The sequence below is a fragment of the Caballeronia sp. PC1 genome (assembly GCF_021353155.1).
In the GTDB taxonomy this organism is placed as follows: domain Bacteria; phylum Pseudomonadota; class Gammaproteobacteria; order Burkholderiales; family Burkholderiaceae; genus Caballeronia; species Caballeronia cordobensis.
Window position 1 is genome coordinate 1,044,060 of sequence record NZ_JAJUBH010000003.1, and the last position, 17,920, is coordinate 1,061,979.

Annotated in this window: 15 protein-coding genes; 9 read left to right on the forward strand and 6 right to left on the reverse strand. The window is 56.0% G+C overall.

Annotation, left to right across the window (positions count from 1 at the left end; all coding sequences use genetic code 11):
- Positions 1-41: 41 nt before the first annotated feature.
- Entirely contained in the window at positions 42-1,139 is a 1,098-nt protein-coding gene (locus tag LY284_RS29390; RefSeq protein ID WP_008348681.1) for an IS5 family transposase, read from the reverse strand.
- A 47-nt stretch (positions 1,140-1,186) separates the two neighbouring features.
- On the opposite strand from LY284_RS29390, the gene LY284_RS29395 reads away from it, so the two are divergent.
- Genes LY284_RS29395 through LY284_RS29405 form a run of 3 tightly spaced genes read left to right on the forward strand, consistent with a single transcriptional unit; the run spans position 1,187 to position 4,349 of the window.
- On the forward strand, positions 1,187-1,837 hold the full coding sequence (locus tag LY284_RS29395) for an FUSC family protein (protein WP_255725017.1): 651 nt from the start codon (positions 1,187-1,189) through the stop codon (positions 1,835-1,837).
- Positions 1,806-3,329 carry a mechanosensitive ion channel domain-containing protein gene (locus tag LY284_RS29400; RefSeq protein ID WP_233389635.1) on the forward strand — a complete coding sequence of 508 codons (1,524 nt, stop codon included), beginning with the start codon at positions 1,806-1,808 and terminating at the stop codon, positions 3,327-3,329. Before LY284_RS29395 ends, LY284_RS29400 begins: the two co-directional genes overlap by 32 nt.
- 51 nt (positions 3,330-3,380) lie before the next feature.
- Positions 3,381-4,349, forward strand: coding sequence for a LysR family transcriptional regulator (locus LY284_RS29405; RefSeq protein ID WP_008348678.1), 969 nt, complete (start codon positions 3,381-3,383; stop codon positions 4,347-4,349).
- A 43-nt stretch (positions 4,350-4,392) separates the two neighbouring features.
- Here LY284_RS29405 and LY284_RS29410 read toward each other — a convergent pair whose 3' ends face one another.
- The 4 genes from LY284_RS29410 to LY284_RS29425 all read right to left on the reverse strand — a co-directional run bounded on the left by LY284_RS29410 (position 4,393) and on the right by LY284_RS29425 (position 9,626).
- Positions 4,393-5,433 carry an alpha/beta fold hydrolase gene (locus LY284_RS29410; RefSeq protein ID WP_233389637.1) on the reverse strand — a complete coding sequence of 347 codons (1,041 nt, stop codon included), beginning with the start codon at positions 5,431-5,433 and terminating at the stop codon, positions 4,393-4,395.
- Positions 5,434-5,712: 279 nt separating this feature from the next.
- The gene (locus LY284_RS29415; protein WP_008348676.1) at positions 5,713-6,966 is read right to left on the reverse strand and encodes an alpha/beta fold hydrolase; all 1,254 of its coding nucleotides are present in this window, start codon (positions 6,964-6,966) and stop codon (positions 5,713-5,715) included.
- 124 nt (positions 6,967-7,090) lie between these two features.
- Complete coding sequence (locus tag LY284_RS29420; protein WP_008348664.1) at positions 7,091-8,395, reverse strand: MFS transporter; 1,305 nt, start codon at positions 8,393-8,395, stop codon at positions 7,091-7,093.
- 43 nt (positions 8,396-8,438) lie between these two features.
- A complete protein-coding gene (locus tag LY284_RS29425) occupies positions 8,439-9,626 on the reverse strand; it encodes a M20 aminoacylase family protein (protein ID WP_008348663.1) in 1,188 nt (395 codons plus the stop codon).
- 333 nt (positions 9,627-9,959) lie between these two features.
- Between LY284_RS29425 and LY284_RS29430 the strand changes: the two genes are divergently transcribed.
- The 4 genes from LY284_RS29430 to LY284_RS29445 are packed head-to-tail and all read left to right on the forward strand — an operon-like array spanning position 9,960 to position 13,217.
- Positions 9,960-10,928: a LysR family transcriptional regulator gene (locus LY284_RS29430; protein ID WP_233389638.1), complete on the forward strand. Its 969-nt coding sequence runs from the start codon at positions 9,960-9,962 to the stop codon at positions 10,926-10,928.
- Entirely contained in the window at positions 10,867-11,292 is a 426-nt protein-coding gene (locus LY284_RS29435; protein WP_008343400.1) for a transposase, read from the forward strand. The genes LY284_RS29430 and LY284_RS29435 overlap by 62 nt, the downstream gene beginning before the upstream one ends.
- The gene (gene tnpB, locus LY284_RS29440; protein ID WP_008343402.1) at positions 11,289-11,633 is read left to right on the forward strand and encodes an IS66 family insertion sequence element accessory protein TnpB; all 345 of its coding nucleotides are present in this window, start codon (positions 11,289-11,291) and stop codon (positions 11,631-11,633) included. Before LY284_RS29435 ends, tnpB begins: the two co-directional genes overlap by 4 nt.
- A 30-nt stretch (positions 11,634-11,663) precedes the next feature.
- Entirely contained in the window at positions 11,664-13,217 is a 1,554-nt protein-coding gene (locus tag LY284_RS29445; RefSeq protein WP_008343403.1) for an IS66 family transposase, read from the forward strand.
- 204 nt (positions 13,218-13,421) lie between these two features.
- On the opposite strand, the gene LY284_RS29450 is transcribed toward LY284_RS29445, so the two are convergent.
- Positions 13,422-14,561: a porin gene (locus tag LY284_RS29450; RefSeq protein WP_008348659.1), complete on the reverse strand. Its 1,140-nt coding sequence runs from the start codon at positions 14,559-14,561 to the stop codon at positions 13,422-13,424.
- A 665-nt stretch (positions 14,562-15,226) separates the two neighbouring features.
- On the opposite strand from LY284_RS29450, the gene LY284_RS29455 reads away from it, so the two are divergent.
- Together LY284_RS29455 and LY284_RS29460 are read left to right on the forward strand one after the other, a co-directional pair.
- On the forward strand, positions 15,227-16,222 hold the full coding sequence (locus tag LY284_RS29455) for a YiiX/YebB-like N1pC/P60 family cysteine hydrolase (RefSeq protein WP_008348657.1): 996 nt from the start codon (positions 15,227-15,229) through the stop codon (positions 16,220-16,222).
- Between the two features lie 158 nt (positions 16,223-16,380).
- Complete coding sequence (locus tag LY284_RS29460; protein ID WP_008348656.1) at positions 16,381-17,652, forward strand: nucleotide disphospho-sugar-binding domain-containing protein; 1,272 nt, start codon at positions 16,381-16,383, stop codon at positions 17,650-17,652.
- The last annotated feature ends 268 nt before the right edge of the window (positions 17,653-17,920 follow it).

A 17,920-nucleotide genomic window follows, 5' to 3' on the forward strand; every position in this document is an offset into this window, starting at 1 on the left:
TTTGAGGCCAGTTCCTGGCCTCATTTCCGCGTTTTCCGTCACTACGGACGGACTTGAGCCAAGGATCGCAGGCGCACGAGGTTGTATGCGGCCATGTTCAACACGAACATCTGATCCACCTTCTTTAACCCGCGCACCATTGCCTGGCGCATACGTCCCACGGTCTTCGCCCATCCAAAGCCTTGTTCGATCAGCTTGCGCTTTTGCTGGGAAATGGCGTAGCCCGCGCTCGAGGCAATCGTATCGGCCACCGCCGAACGCCGCCCTGAGGTGTTTTGCGCTACGTGCGGTGTGACCTTCATCTCGTGGCAGGCCTCGATGAATTCCCGTGCGTCGTAACCCTTGTCCGCGCCCAACGTGATCTCTGCGCCCGCATCCTGTAGTGCTTGCCGCGCGTCGTTGATCATGATCTTGGCCGCTTCACGCTCAGCATGCCCGTCAGCGCGTGTCACGCGCGCGTTGACCACCAGACCGTGACGGTTATCGGTCAGCGTATGGCCCATGTATCGCAATTCGCTGCCCGTCTTGCCTTTCCGGTAGAGCCGAGCATCAGGATCGGTACTGGACTGATGCGTCTCGTTGCTGCGCTTGCTACCTTTAAAGTCGCCCGCGCTGCTGCCTTCGTCATCCTGATCGTCATCGTCCTTGCGAACGAAGCTCTTGTGTCCCGCCCACGCCTGGATCAGCGTGCCGTCTACGCTGAAGTGCTCGCCCGAAAGCAGATCCTTCTTCTGAGCGATGGCCACCACTTCGTTGAAGAATTCGATCACGGCATCGTGCTTGATCAACCGCTCGCGGTTCTTCGTGAAGACCGTGGGCACCCACACCATGTCATCCATTGCCAGGCCGATGAACCAACGAAACAGGAGGTTGTATTGCACCTGCTCCATCAATTGCCGCTCCGAGCGGAGGCTGTAGAGCACCTGGATCAGCATCGCCCGCAACAGCTTCTCCGGCGCGATGCTCGGCCGCCCGCCCTTTATGTCGGCTTCGTACATGCCGGCGAACAGCCGATCCATCTTCGCGAGTGCTTCGTTCGCCATGACGCGAATCGCACGCAGCGGATGTGACGGCGGAATGAAGTCGTCCAGCTTGCGCATGGAAAACAGACTCTCGGTGAATGTGTCGGCGCCGCGCATAATCTTCATCGGGTAGTTGGGCTCCTTCTATCAACGCTTCACGAACCCTGCGCGATGACGCGTTTCAGCGGTACTTCCGCAGCCTGCTAGGGCTTGTGATATCAATGGTGATAGTGCTTCTTGCGAGCACGATTATTTTTCCTTCTGCTAGGCCGTGGTTGCGGAACATGCTTCTGCGCGATCTTCTTAGGCAAGCATCGCTTGCGTGTTCTACAAAGCTGTCACTTGCCCGCCTATATCTCGAAAGCCACACGAGAGATCTCGGCCATCAACTAAACGTAGCTTCCGCAGGAGAGTTGAAAGCTCAAGCATCGGCTGCAGCTTGGATGTTCACAATATTGGACTTTGGGCACTCGATCGTCGAGTTGCGTGTCGAGTTGCAGAAGTTATCGGATCTGCGAGACGATACGCGTGTCTCGGTACAGCGTCTACTGGACTGTATTTTCTCGACGTTCGAGACACCATCGGCCGATCAAGTAATTGTTGTTCGGCGCGGGTCACGTGACGCCATCCTCGCCCTTCGTGCGGAATTTGACGCGCGAGCGGATCGCATACAAGTTCGCGAACTGAGAAGACTGTCGGCGTACCTGCATTTTATCGACTTCAAGCTTGGTCAGCTACCAAGCACAAGCGTGGTTGATCGCAAAGAATGGCTAAGGCGATTCCTTGCGTGGGACGCTGACGGTGCTGCAAGTTGATGGCGGTTGTGACGCGTTGGAGCGGATTGTGAATACAGGACTGGTTGTTGGTTTCTCTGTCATTGCCATAGAAGTGCTGATATGGCGTATGCGTGTGCCTCAACGTGACTTGGCTCGGCTTGTTGTCAGAGTGGTTCTGTTCATGACGCTCAGTTGGGGGATTCTTTCATCCGGATTGAATCCATTCACACAAGCGCCGTTCCTGGAAACGCCGGACCTCCACTGGTTGTGGCAATTTCTTGAAGTCGCGTGGTGGTTCCTCGGTGCGCGATTGCTCACTTTGTTCATCGACTCCCTGCTGCTGCCTGGTGCTTGGAGAAAGCAACGACTGTTCTCCGACATCTTTGGTGCAGTAGTATTTCTTGCGGCGACGGTTGCAGCTCTCGGATTTGTATTGGAACTCCCGGTTCGTGGACTTGTAGCTACATCGGGCGCGCTCGCGATTGTGCTTGGCCTCGCTATTCAGAGCACGCTGAGCGATGTGTTTGCTGGCATTGTTCTGAACGTGACTGAGCCATATTCAGTCGGTGACTGGATTGCATTCGACGACGTCGAGGGCAAAGTTATCGAAATGAATTGGCGTGCGACCCATTTACTGACAGGTCAAGGCAATTCTGTCATCGTACCGAACGCAGTTGCATCAAAATCTAGGATTGTGAATAACAGTCGACCGTCTCTAGTTCACGGCATTTCCATCGTCCTTGAGATCGATCCTGAAGCTAGGCCCAAAGCGGTGCTGGACGCAATGAATCTTGCGCTGACCGGCTGCAGCGAAATTCTGTCGGCACCCACACCATATTCGAGAGTGAAAAGTGCAACCCTAAATTCAATACATTACGAGCTCGTAGGGTATGTCGATGATTTGGGGAAGAAAATGCGCGTATCGAACGAACTATTCGACTTGTGCTACCGCCATTTGGCTTCATCCGGGGTGCGCTTGCGCGCACTCGGCGTACCGGCACCTAGTGCGACTACACGGGATGAACGCGAGTCGTTGTTGAAGCAAGTTCCGTTGTTCAGCAGCCTTTCTGGCGATGAAATATCACGGTTAGCTCAGCGGCTTTCGCGACACGAATATCAATCGGGCCATCGAATATTCGCACCGGAGACGATTCCAGAGAGTCTGTCCATTATCTACTCTGGTGTGCTGTCTGTGAAGTTTGATAGTGGAACTGGGGAACGCGAAATAAATAGAGTAGGGCCAGGTGAGGCGTTTGGTGAGTCTGGGCTGCTCGCCGGGCTGCCGATGAACGTGACTATCACAACGCTCACCCCTTGTGTTCTTTTTCAGCTCAGTAAAGAGGATATGACGTCGTTCTTAAAAGAGTTTCCCGACGTCGCGACGCAAATGTGTTTGCTATTGGCCTTCCGTCAAGACAAGCTTGGGAAGCTCGCGATGCCACCGTCGGCTGCGCGGGAAGAGGGGCACTCACTGTTCCATTGGCTCGTCGAAAAAGTGCGGCATTTGCACTCACTACATGATGGTGGTTGAGTCGGGATCACGGCATAATGTTGAAATCGCAAGATCTACTTAAGAGATACGATGGACACGCTTCAGAACATGCGAATTTTCGCCCGCGTCGTCGAGGCCGGAGGATTTACTGCAGCCGCGCAGCTGCTAAAGACGACGACGGGGAACGCATCGCGGGCCGTTTCGGATCTTGAAGCGCATTTGCAGACAAGGTTGCTTCACAGAACGACTAGGCGCATCGCGCTAACTGACGCCGGCCAACGATATTTGCAACGCGTCCAAGAGATTCTTTCTAGTATTGAGCAAGCCGAAGCGGAGGCGGGAAATTCGACCGCTCGGGCGATGGGGAAGCTAAGAGTGCACTCGATGACAAGTTTCGGGCAGCATCATATCGTCCCGATGATCTCGCAGTATCAAGAGCAGCAACCCAGCGTTCAGTTCGAATTGACGCTCGCGCAACGGATACCCGACTTGCTTGAGGAAGGTTATGACATGTCGGTCATCCTTGCGTCCAACCTGCCTGACTCCGCGCTGGTGTCGGCAAAACTCGGTTCGATTTTCAGCATTGCCTGCGCATCACCGGCCTACATCGAACGATTCGGAGCTCCAAAAGTACTTGCGGACCTGCTGCATCACAAGTGTTTGTACTTGATGAACCCCAAATTCACTTCTGATTTGTGGGTATTCGAAGGGCCGCGAGGACAGGAAAGCGTGGCTATCGGTCCTTCAAGTTTAACGGTCAATAACGCGGGAGCAATCGAGAACGCGATTCGACAAGGTATGGGAGTGGGCGTGCTTCCAACGTATTCAGCATTGGCGGGATTGCGTACCGGGGCGCTGGTCCGCGTTCTGACGGAGTACACGACGCTCGAAATGAATGTCTACGCTCTTTACCCCTCCCGTCAATATCTAGATGCGAAAGTTCGTACTTGGTTGGATTTCCTAAGAGGGGTGCTACCTGAGACGCTCAAAGCGGACGTCGAGTTGCTCAACGAAAGTGAACGCGCGTCGCAGCTTATTGATCGCGCAACATCGGTTTGAGAGGAATCTTGCGCTAAAGCGTAAAGCTAATAGCGCAAGTGGTCTAGGCTACTTCAAGGTCGTGATGGAAACTGAGAACGCGCTTTGAGATTTCTGAAGGAACGTCGTAGGTAGCGAAATGTCCCGCTTCCAATACGTTGATGATCGCCTTAGGCTGCTCCCGCTGCATCGCCCAGGCACCTTTCACTGAAAATAGGGGGTCATGCTGCCCCCACAGAACGAGAAGTGGTGGACGCTTGGTTCGCAGGTACGACTGCCATTCCGGATAGCGCTTAAGATTGTTTTGGTAATCGAAGCTCAGATTCAATTGGATTCGATCAATCCCGGGCCTTCGCAGCGAGAGTATTTCGTCCATCCAAAGATCGGGATTGTAACGCTCGAGATGCGGCCGATCTCCGACGTGACGCGCAATGCCGGCAGGCACAGAGAACATACCTTCACGGATCGCGGCTTCATGAGCATCGCGATTCGTCCAGTATGCCTTTCTTGCGTCCCACATCCCTGTCAAACCTTCCTCGTGAATGACTGCATTCTGTACGACGAGGGAATGGATGCGCTCGGGACGAGCGGTTGCCATTCCGAAGCCGACAGGGCCACCATAGTCCTGCATGTACAGAGAATAGCGCTCTAGCTTTAAGAGGTCTGAAAAATCCAGTATTGTCTGTGACAAATTCTCGAACGTATATGCATACGCTGATGGATCTGGCGCGTCGGACCAACCAAATCCGGGGTAGTCAGGCGCTATGACTCGGAACCACCCAGAAAGCTTTGACATGATTGGTTCGAACATCCGCGATGATGACGGGTAGCCATGTAAGAGCAGCAATACCGGTCCGTTTTCCGGCCCTGCTTCGCGGTAAAATATTTTTACGCCCTTGACGTCTACTGTTCGATACGAGACGAAGTCTTTTGCGTCGGGTTGGCTCGGACGGAAACTTTCCCGTTCCGCCGGAGCCGCTATCGCGCCCCCAGCAAGAGGAAGCGCCGCGATAGCGCGCAGCACGTCTCGGCGCATATTCAAAGATTCGTTCCCGCGCTTTGATGCTTGCGAAGTTAGGCTGCTTTCGTTTTTGCGTTTTTGCATAAACAATTTTCTGAAAAGCGCAGCACGCCAATCGGACAATCACGTCTATTCGCTGCGCCTCGCTCGTACGGGTGAGATTACTCTGACTCGGACAGGGTAAGGAAACACGCGCTCAACAGACCGATAATATTAATGGAGGCAGCATCGAAATTCTGGTTTTGTCATCGTTCCGCGTGATATGTGTCGCAAACGCTTGATTGACAAGGGGGCGTGTGTACTATGGAGGCGAACGAAACGAGGAATTTCGATGCGCCAACCCTAGATACACTTTGGTAACGCTCATTGCTGAGGCGGGAAATTTCTCGCGATATCTGCCATAGACGATGCGCAGTTACCGTCAAGGCGATGGCCTGCGAACGCGCTGGCGACAAAGCGCGTCGAATCGACAAGCGAGCCATTGACAGTCTCGGAATGGTTGAGAGCAGGGTAGAAATGCCATTCGATCCGGTCTCCAGCTTTGCAGGCATTGGTCACCAGCGCGACCTGGCTTGGAACGAACACGTCGCGGTCCTTGCCGCCTGTACCAATGAAAACGGGAATGTCCGAGTTTAAGGTCGGGTAGGCTGCCATCCGTTCGATGTTGTTAAACACCGCTGACGGAGAGCGCACAAAACTATCGTTATACGTAAGTTTCTTCTCCACAATGTCGCGTTCGATTTCGTGGAGACAGGCACGTTGGCTCAAATGAAACGTCTCTATCGCCCGACTGCTCAGATAGTCGGCCGGAGTGAACGATGAGTCCAGGCGCTCAGCTGTGGTGAGGCGAAGTACGTTGTAGGCAAATGTCGGAACAACCGACCGATGTGCCTCCACATGCTCTGCTGCTGCTAAATCCTGGCCGGTCGAGTACGGGGTTCCCGTTGCGACCACGCCGACGATATCGAGATCGGGCGCGTAAGATTTCGCGTAGACGGCTGTTGCGAATGCGGCACGACCGCCCTGAGATTGTCCAAAAACGACAACACGCTTCGAAAGTGGGAAGCTCCCGTTTTGCACTGCGCGGATGCTATCAAGTACGTCGTATGCAAGCGGGCGGGTCAGTCCGTAGGGGTGAATTCCCGGCGTGCCAAGCCCTTGATAGTCGGTGGCGACAATTGCGTAGCCCCGCGCCAGCCAGTAGTTCAGATAGCGGATATCGCGGTCGCTGCGACCTGCGAACGACGGCGCGCAAATGTCCGCGCTTCCAACAGTGCCATGGGCCCAGGCCATTAGCGGCCAGCCTCCGCGTGGCGGCGTTCCCTTCGGCAAAAACAGGGCGCCGGACACGACAACGGGGGTTTGATTATCGATGCCATCTGTTGAAACGTATAGGAGCCGAATGTTCTCCTGAGCGGACGCCAATTCCTGTTGTCCCGTCAACGGCTCTGTGCGCAGAAGCTGACCTGTCTTGGAGGGTATTGCTTTCGTCCAGTTGTAAAAAGCTGGCACGCCCCCGTCGCCGGGTGCCGACAATGAGTCGGCCGACGCGATGGACAGACCCGCTGAGGCAAGCGTCAACAATACGGTGGCCAAGTGCTTTCGGATGATGACCATACTCGTTTCCTTTTCTCTGTATAGCGGTGGCGTGAACGCCTGATCTCGCGACAACAGTGTTAGTAACAGTGCGCAACCTCGAATGATGCTGCAGGAAGCCCGTTGCTCTGCTCAGGCCCTGCGTTCAGCGCAGCGATTTGTTCCCAGTTTCCTTGAGCAACGAGACCGCGAGCAGTGACACTGCCACGCATGCTGTTGCATACCAGGCCGGCGCGACAGGATCGCCACTGATTCGGACGAGCCATACGCTAACGAACTGCGCGGTGCCACCGAAGACGCAAACGCTGACGGCGTAGGCAATCGAAATTCCGGTTGCCCGCACGGCACGGGGCAACGATTCACACATCAAGGTGAACGAGGTTGCCGAACCGAATGCGTAGAAGAAAGTCAGGCAAGCAGTGATTGGGAGAATCACGCTCACGGAGGGTGTGCGATTGATAAACAGAAATGCGGGAAGCAGCCCCACGAGAAGCGCACCGCGCCCGATGAAGATTAGCGTCTTTCGGCTCCTCAAACGATCGGACGTTGCGCCCGCCAGAGGACCCGCAAACATCGTAACCATGCCCGTTGACACCCCGACCAACATGGACGTCGCCATTGGCAGACCGAAAGTCTTGATCGCATAGATCGGCATGAAATTGAGAAGGTACACCGTGACGGTTCCGCCCATCCCCGTGAGAGTGATCAATATCAGTGTGCGAAGGTGCGTGGTGAAAAGCTCCCTCAGGATTCCTGTGGCTGACCCTTCGGTGGCGGAGGCTACCCAGTCTTCGTGGAGATTTCGCCGTAGGTAGATGCCCACGGGCGCTATGAGAACGCCAAATACGAACGGCAGGCGCCAGCCCCAAGCGTCCAAGGCCTCTCTCGAGAGCGTCGCCGAAAGCAGCGCTGCTAGGCCTGCACCCAAGATCGTGCCAGTGCCTTGCGTCGCAAGCTGCCAACTCACGCGAAGGCCACGGGCTTTCTGGTCACCGGCCTCAAGCAAGGTGGATGTAGCCGTTCCAAATTCGCCGCCCTGCGAGAATCCCTGTAAGAGACGTGCAAGCACGATGAGAATCGGCGCTGCGACACCGATTTGGTCGTAGGTCGGCGTGATGGCGATGAGACCGGTGCCGAATGCCATTAGCAAGATTGTGAGGCTGAGAGCGGCCTTTCGACCTCGCCGGTCGGCATAGAGACCGAGGAGCAGGCTGCCTAGCGGACGAGTAATGAACCCCGCCGCGAAGGTTGCAACTGAGGACATCAAAGACACCGTCGGGTCTTGAGAGGGGAAATACAATTTCCCAATAACGACGGCAAAGTAGGTGTAGACCGTGAAGTCGTAGAACTCGAGACAGTTGCCGATGACGGTTCCGGCAATCATCATCTTTCTCGAACCGCTGCGCACAGTAACCGTAGCTGCAGCATCCGTGTTGTTCGTGGTAGGCATCAATTGTCGATCCTTGACATCTGTTAGGTAGGGTCGTTCGTCGTCAGTGGGCGAGGTATCGCTCGACGAGCCGAGCCCAGAAGGCAGCACCGATCGGTAAATTTTCGTCGTTGAAGTCGTAGAGCGGATTGTGTACGGAGCAACCCCGTTTTCCGGTACCGTTGCCTAATCTAAGGTAGGTTCCGGGGCGCTGTTGCAGCATGAACGAGAAATCCTCGCTCGCCATCACGAGGTCCGCATGAGTATTAACGTGTTCGTCGCCAACGAGCTCCTTCGCGACTGCGATGGCGAAATCCGTTTCTTCAATGGTGTTCACGACTACGTCTGGCCCATGCACATAGTCGACCGATGCCTTCGCGCCAAAGCTTTCGGCTTGCGATTGAATGAGTTCTCGGATCCGTCTCTCCATGACTGAGCGAATCTCGTCATTGAACGAGCGCACGCTTAACTGCATCTTGGCAAAAGAAGGTATGACGTTGTGGGTCTCGCCAACTTGCAAAGCGCCGACCGTTACGACCGCAGGTTGGGACGGGTCGACGTTTCGAGACACAATTGTTTGCAGCGCCATGGTGATGCTGGCCGCAACCACGACGGGGTCGACGCACAAGTGCGGGCGCGCTGCATGGCCACCGACGCCATCGATATGGACGTAAACCTTATCGCTGGCGGCCATGAACGGGCCCCTGCGAAACAAGAACGTACCGGTTGTCACACCGGGATGGTTGTGCATCCCGAAGACTGCGTCGCACGGGAAGCGCTCGAATAGGCCGTCAGCAATCATGCTTCGCGCGCCTCCTGCTTTTCCCAGTTCCTCCGCGGGCTGGAAGTACAAATGCGCCGTGCCGTTGAATCGGCGAGTAGCCGCCAGATGGCGAGCGGCGCCGAGCAACATGGTTGTGTGTCCGTCATGGCCGCAGGCGTGCATTTTTCCCGGTTCGACGCTGGCGTACGGTAGACCAGTTTTTTCCAAGATGGGCAGAGCGTCCATATCAGCCCGAATTCCAATCTTCCGATGACTGTTCCCTATCTTGAGCGTCCCCACGACCCCTGTTTTTCCAACACCTCTGGTCACGTCCCACCCCCACTGCTTGAGCTTGCTAGCAACCAGATCTGACGTCTGCAATTCTTGGAACCCGAGTTCAGGGTGCTGATGAAGATGTTGGCGGATGTGAGACAGCTCGCCAGAGTGAGGCGCGAGCTCGTCTATAGAGGTAAATCCAAGGTGCGACATACGATCAGTCCTTTTTCGAGGAGAGCCTTGACGGCAATCCCTCTTAGATAGGTGGTGTATCAAGAAGCGTTTGGGCCTTCAACATTTGAGTGTTCGCGGCAACACGAGCAGATCCAATTTGTGATTCGGAACACCACACATCAAGGCGCGCGGAGCGGATTGCTGACGTGATCGCTGCGATGACCGCAATCATGGCGACCTCTTGCGACGGCTTATTGCGCAGTGGTTCATCTATAATTTCCGGCCGACGCTGAGCGTTCGCGAATACGTACCGATCCTGTTTTTCCGTCCTTAACCTCATGGGTTCGCCTGCAGTTAGGCATGGAGCACGCAGTGAAACAGCAGCAATTGCTTGCATTTGTGTATGCCGCGAGGTTGGGTAGTCTTCGTGCAGCGGCACGACAGCTAGGGCTTACGCAACCGGCAGTGACGCACACGATTCGCGAGCTCGAAAGTTCTCTTGATGTCGAACTGGTTACCCGAACAAACCGCGGCATCGAGCTCACGGAGGCGGGTGATGCGTTGTTACCGCGCGCCGAACAGCTTCTTGCTGACATGAGGCGTGTTAGGGAAACGATAGAGCAAGTTAAAAATCGACCCGTCGGCAATGTCTCAGTGGGCACGCTTTCGACGATTGCGCTAACGATCCTTCCGGACGCGGTGCTCAAGTTTCGCGAGATGATGCCCTTGGTGAAGCTGCGCATCCATGAGCTCTCGGTCGTCGAGACTCTTGCCCGCTTGCGCAACGGGGATCTGGACATTGCGGTAACGCACCGCGCGCCAGAGCTGGACAGCGACTTCGAACACGATTTGTTATTTACTTGCCGGTTCGCGATCGCGATGCGGGCCGGGCACCCTCTTGCTAAATCCACTCGGCTCACTGAATTGCTGGATGCAGAGTGGATTGCAACCCTGACGTCAGAGGGTTTGTCCCAAAGCGTGATGAAGGCGATGTTTGAAGCGCAGGGACTTCCTTTTCCGAGACGCATGCTTGACGCACCTTCTTCATTTGCCGTGAGGGCCGGTTTGCTTGCAAAAACCGACGTGATTGGCTGCTATACCCGACCCTTGGTCCGTTCGATGATTCCGCTCGGAATCACGATGGCACCGATCCAAGATGAACTTCCTGAACTTGATTTCGCAATCATCTCTCGACGAGACCTTGCGCCGACACCGGCGGTTCTGCGTAAGCACCTCGCGGCGGCCGTCGTAGACGCCGGCGCGGCACGAGATCAAAGTAGTGCCCATCATTTTCGATTTGATGGACACCACTGTGACAGAGTCGGAAGCCAAGCCGGGTAGCCGCAAGGGACGCCCGAACCATGATCCGGAATTTCGACGCCGGCTTGCGGCCGCGGCATGTGAGCCTGGCGTGTCGGTCGCAAAGCTGGCCCGGGAGAGTGGCATTAATGCAAACATGCTGTTCACATGGCGGCGTCGGTATCGCGAGCAATTGCAGGCCGAAACGACTTCCATGATTCCAGTGGCGGTGGTCCATGATACGCTGCCCGCGCACGTGGCGATGACGCCGGAAGCACGGGACGTTGGCAATCGGACGCCACTCGCCGGGACGATCGAGATTCGAATCGGCAGCGTAGTCGTCAAGGTTGACGGCGTCGTCGATGCCGATACGCTACGGGTCGTACTAGCGAGCGTGCGATCGTGATTGCGCTGCCTACGGGTACACGCGTCTGGCTGGTGGCAGGCGTCACCGACATGCGCTGCGGATTCCAGGGACTGGCGGCGAAGGTACAAACGGCGCTCGAGGAGAATCCGCTGGGCGGCAACGTGTTCATCTTCCGCGGTCGTCGCGGCGATCTCGTGAAGGTCCTGTGGGCGACCGAGGACGGGCTCTGGCTCCTCGCAAAACGGCTTGAGCGAGGCCGTTTCGTCTGGCCCCAGACCGATGGCGGCAAGGTCTATCTGACGGCGGCGCAACTGTCGATGTTGCTCGAAGGCATCGATTGGCGGCAGCCGCGTCGGACCGCTGCAATGTCGATGTTGTAAACCGCCCGGAAGGCTCGTAAACTGCGCCGCATGTCGAACGGCGCCGAACTCCCTGACGATGTCGAAACCCTGCGGGCCTTGCTGGCCGAGGCCCGTGCCCAGCTTGCCGAGCGCGATCTCGAGATCGAGCAACTCAAGGCGCAGATCGACAAGCTCAAGCGCATGCAGTTCGGACGCAAGTCCGAGCAGTTGGACCGCGAGGTCGCGCGGCTCGAGACCGCCCTTGAGGATCTGACCGGTGAGCGTGGCGTCGCTGATGTGCGACGTGCTCGCCAATCGAGTGCGAGCACGCCTGTCGGTGACGCGTCGCCGAAAGAAGCGCTGCCGCCGCATCTGCCACGCGAAGAGCGCGTGCTGGAAGCCGACGCGACCTGCCCGAAGTGCGGCAGCGCCATGCAGCCGCTCGGAGAAGATGTGTCCGAGCAACTCGCTCGCGTCTCGGCGATGTTCAAGGTGATTCGCACGATCCGACACAAGACGGTCTGTCCGTGCGGCCACCACTTCTCGCAGCCGCCTATGCCTGGCCTGCCGATCACGCGCAGTATCGCCCATCCAAGCCTGCTGGCCGACATCCTCGTCTCGAAGTACGCGGACCACACTCCGTTGTACCGGCAGTCGCAGATTGCCGCGCGCGATGGCGTGAAGCTCGACCCGGCCAGCATGGGACGCTGGGTCGGCCAGTGCGAGGCGCTTTGCGGGCCGCTGACCGAGGCGCTGCGCCGCTACACGATGGCAACGTCGAAGCTGCACGCGGACGACACGCCGATCCCGGTGCTCGCGCCGGGCAACAAGAAGACGAAGACCGGGCGACTCTGGGTGTACGTGCGCGACGACAGCCGTTCGGGCTCGACGGAGCCGGCTGCGGTGTGGTTTGCCTACTCGCCCGACCGCAAGGGCATCCATCCACAGACCCATCTCGCCGGATTCGAGGGCATCCTGCAGGCCGACGCCTACGGCGGCTTCAACGAGCTGTACGAGAGCGGGAAGGTCCGTGAGGTTGCATGTTGGGATCATGCGAGACGGTACATATACGACGTTCACGCCCGCACGCCCACCGAAGCGACTCGGCAGGTGCTCGGATTGATCGGCGAGCTCTACGGCATCGAGGCTCACATCCGTGGCAAACCGGTCGCTGAACGGCTGCGACTAAGACAGGAGAAAAGCGTGCCGCTGCTGGCGGCGATCAAGGCGTGGATGACGGACAAGCTCACGACGCTGTCGAAGAAATCCGAGCTGGCCAAAGCGATCCGTTACTCGCTCAACCAGTGGGATGCCCTCGTGCTGTACGGCGAAGAGGGCCGCGCCGAGATCAGCAACGCCTTGGCCGAAAACGCGCTGCGTTGCGTGAGTCTGGGCCGGAAGAACTTCTTGTTCGCGGGCTCCGACAGCGGGGGCGAGCGAGCCGCCGCTATTTACGGTCTGATCGGAACTTGCAAGCTCAATGGGATCAACCCGCGCGCCTACCTCGAATACGTCCTGACTCATATCGCGGACCATCCCATCAACCGCGTCGATGAACTGCTGCCCTGGAACATGGCCAGCAAGCTGCCCCCGCACCCTGACTTACCCGCGTCTACTGCCTGATTGCCGGCCAGTGAGAAGCACGTAGCCTGATTCCCCGATCATGCCTCACGCGAACGTCCCGTTGCCAACGGCCGTCGCGAGGTGCTTACGGTTCTGCGATTCAGCGAGTGTTTGCGTCAGGCGGCGCGCGAGCAGGCGGATTCGTTGCAATAGGCTCAAAAACAAGTTCGGGAATTGCGCTTCCAGCGGTTCGTATGTCGCGCGTTAGAAGCGCTGAATGATGCCGGCATTCACCGCAACCTGATTCGGTGTTGAGGAGGCGGTGAGTGTGTTGATACTCGCGACCGCCGGTTTATTGACCGAATTCGTTCCAGAAGCGCGTTGATAGATACCGATGGCGTACAGCTCAGTTCGCTTTGAAAGCGTGTAGTGGGGGCCGAACATCGCTTGACTGTAATGCGCCGTGCTTGTACTCAAATAGTCGAACGCTGCACCCAGCAACGTGCTCGTGCTGACTCGGTAAGCGAGGTTGGCCTGGACGTCTTGAAACGTGTGACTTCCAGCAAGTGGAGTTGAGGCAGTCCGAATGACGTCTCTGAACTGTGTGTTGGTGTAGACGGCGCCAACGGTCAATTGGCCGAATTGATACGTTGCGCCTGCGCCAATCACCCGCATGTCCGATGCCGACTCATATCCGCTGAAGATGGGGTTGCTCGCGGGACTGACAAACGTGGGAGTAACCACAGTGCCGTCGTAGAGCGACGTCGCGGGATTGTGCACGTTTTCATAGGCTGCGGCCATTTGCAAGCCTCCGCGCACATATGATGCGCCGAGGCCAAAGATTTCGTTTGTCCCAATGTTTCCCGGCGTGCCACCGACACGGTAGAGCGCACTTACACGCAACCCCGCTAAGTCGGGTGTCTCGTAGCGAAGCGTGTTGTCGACCCGATTTGTCGCGCCGACATTGTCTACGTCACCAATGTGACTTCCGATGTACCCGGCCCACAAGCCCGAGGCACTGATTTTTCCCAAAAACGCGGTCGTTTCCTCGTATTGCCGGCCAGCGGTAACCTTGCCCCATGGTGAGGCGATTCCGACCCACGCAGAGCGGCCGAACATTCTCCCATTCTGCCCAAGCGTCCCGGAATAGGCGTCAAAACCGTTCTCTAGCAGGAAAATACTTGAGATGCCGCCGCCGAGATCCTCGGACCCTTGGATGCCCCAACGACTACCGCCCCACGCGCCGCTCTGAGCCTTGAATAATGGCGACCCCTTTGCGTTGTTCTGATAAGTGAGGCCAGAATTGATAAGTCCGTAGAGCGTTACGTTTGATTGCGAGTATGCGTTCATAGCTAAGCCGGAACACAGTGCACCGGTTAGCAGGGCGATTTTTGCCGTCATCATGTCTCCGCTTGTATTCACCGAGCAGCGTTTTGCCTGCTGGTGCCTGCGGTTGTAGGCGAGGATTTTGCCTACACGCAAATTAAGAATGAGCGGAGTTTAGTCGCGGACGGTGACTCGAAAAAGATGCTATTTTTTTTACCGTGATAAGAATATTTTATCGCGCATGAATCGATGACGGGGGAGTCTCCATGTTCCGTTGCGTTGCCAATCTCTAAGCCGAGAGCGGGAAAGCAAGGAGTTATCGAGATCCAGCATACTCAACGAAGAACGGCTACCAGCACGGTTGCGCTGAGAAATCGGAGAAATGTCCTGCTCAAGATCGTGGCTGCCGCATGCCCGTGTAGGTGTCATCCTGTTGCGCGAACATAGCGGCCGCCGTTACCGTCGGTATGGTGCCCAATGACCATCGCCAATTATCAGGAGCGCCTTTGAGCGTCCAGAGCCGTCGCCGCCATTGAACCAGTTTCACGAACGTTTTCAGAAGTCGGTTGGCAAGGACGTTCGGTGCCGCGGAAGAGTCGACCCATATCAAGGCGCGACTATCTTGCCGGTTGCGTCAGCTTCTCGATCTTCAACTGGTTTCTATGCTAGGACTGCGTCAGGCGGCGACACTGAACCGCCCGGTATGATAATGCTTGGATGACGTTTCTCTTACCAGGTACAACATGAAGAAGATCGACGTTAGAAAACTTAAGAAGGGCGACATCATTCTTTCGACATCGACCGGAAAGATTAGTGCGGCCATTCGCTTCTTTACCAACAGCGATATATCGCACGCGATGCTGTATGTCGCCAACTCGTCCGTGATGGACTCCACGTCCGAAGGTGTGCAAGCGAGAAACATCGACAAGATGCACTACCATGAGAGCTGTGCGATATACGCCTATCGTCCCGTTGTCGAGCTGCCGGAAGCGACTCTTGATATGGTGGTTGGCTACGTACGGTCTGAAACGGGCGCGCCCTATTCGTTAGCAGAAGCGACCGTATCGCCTGTCGCGGCGTATGTGCGAGGGGGAACTAGGCAGTTTTGTTCTCGGCTGATCGGTCGGGCATATGCGAGAGTCGGGCTGAGGATTGGTAGTAACCCGGATTTCTTGACACCTGCGGAGATTCAGAAATCAACTCAGCTGATCAAGCTAGAGGATGTGACCGTCTCGCTCAGTGCCGAAGACGTTGCGGCGTTGGCGCAGGAGCTTGACACGACAGAAGGGATGCGTGCAGTTACGAGCGCTCTGCTGAAGCGCGTACGGGAACTTAGTAAGTCAATTCGGACTTTAACCGACATTGAGCCTTTCCTGTTGAAAAATCCGCAGTATGACGGTCAGTTCGCGTCCGCCTTGGTCGAGTCTGGATACACAACGTTCTGGCAAGTGGAGGTTGCGCGATTTCCGTGGAGATATGATTCAGTCGCTCTCGCCCAGCTTTATCATGCTGTCGAAAACAAGGAAGAGGTTCTCCAGTATTGCAGAGACACTCTTCGACATGATGCTGAAGGCGATTTCGAACACTGGAACGACAACCTCAGAAAGCTTGGGAAGCTCATGAAGACGGTGCCGCTTGAGACATTCAAGCTTCAGACGGATCTGTATCTGAAGCTTTGCTTTTATCATCAACAGCGGGTGGAATCGGCGAAAATGCTGCTGAAAGTCTACGACCGTTGATACGTTGACGTTAGCGCTGACGCGCGCTCTCTGTCAGTTCTCGTCCTTCTTGTTGTCCACCGAAATCATGTTTCTGCAATCAATTTATTCATTGTCTCTGTAACCGCGGGACAGGCTGAGCCGAACTAGATCAAGACTATCCACAACGCAGGAATATCATGCGCGTCTTGATCTCGTCTGTTCCTCTCATGGGCCATCTGAACCCCATTCTGTCTATTGGCCGAGGCCTCGTGAACCGCGGGCATGAAGTAATAGGCCTGTCAGCCCGAAGCTTCCAACATCGAGTGGAGGCTATCGGCGCGACCTTTCGAGCCTTTGAAGGAAATGCGAACAGGGACCTCAGCAACTTTGTGCAATACTTCCCTGAGATATCGTCTATCCCGCCTGGCGTTGAGACCAACAAATTTTACTTTGAGCGGGTGTTCGCGGATCCTATGTTGGCGCAATACGCAAGCGTCTGTAAAGTCCTCGATGAGTTCCCTGTCGACCTGATTGTGTCGGACAATCTCTTCTTCGGCCTGCTTCCTTTGCTCTTAGGTGCACGCAAGAAGCGCCCGCCAATCGCATACTTCGGCATAACGTTTCTGTTGTGGCACCGAGCAGACGAAGCGCCTTGTAACATGGCGCTTCCGCTGGCAGCGCCGGGGCACTATAACGAGCTGGCAGCCGAAGTCAAGGCGACGTTCGATGATCCATATCGGACGTATCTTAACGACATATTGGCGAAAACATGTAGTTCGCCTCTGAACGACAGCATATTCGACTCGGTCGTGCATCTGCCGGACCTGCACCTGCAAACGACAGTGCCTCAGTTTGAGTATCCTAGAAGTGACATGCCTGACTCTGTCCGCTTCATTGGCGCAATCCCCATTGTTCCCAAGCAAGCCCCGTTGCCGGACTGGGCTGGCGATTTGGATGGCTCAAAGAAGGTCGTCTTGGTGAGTCAGGGAACGCTGTCAAACTTTGACTTCACGCAACTAGTTCGGCCAACTCTTGACGCATTGGCAGACGACCCCTCCTTGCTTGTTGTTGTCACCGCTGGCGGACGATCTGTTGACGACGTACCTGGCTCGATTCCTTCGAACGCTCGAATCGCGTCATACCTGCCGTTCGAATGGCTTCTGCCTCGTGTCGATGTGTTCGTGACAAATGGTGGTTATGGGAGCGTAAACCAAGCACTTAGCTACGGGGTGCCAATAGTTGGCGCAGGCAACTCCGAAGATAAGGCAGAGGTGAACGCACGGGTCGCTTGGGCCGGAGTAGGGATTGATTTGCAGACCAACACTCCCACAGTGATGGCATTGCGAGATGCCGTCCGGAAGATCCTTTCGGATGCGAGATATAGAGCTAACGCCCGTGAACTCGCTTTAGAGTACCGGCGACACGCATCGAATGGTGACGTCGTTCAGATTCTCGAATCAATGATTTGATAAGAAAGTTGATAAGACCTTTCGATACGCATTTATTTTGAAAGGTCTTCCGGTCTGAGACGACAAATGCTTTTTTGGGATTTTTTGGGATCTTGGTACTTTGTTAAGTCGAGCCTTAAAGAACGAAGATCACCAACTACCGGCATGGGATCAAGAGCGTAACGGAGATAGGATGAGATGAACGATGAGGGCGCTGTTGCAGCGCGCTATAGGTTGGGCTATTCTGCTGCGATTTATTCGCCATCGCGTTCGACGACACTGTCGGCAT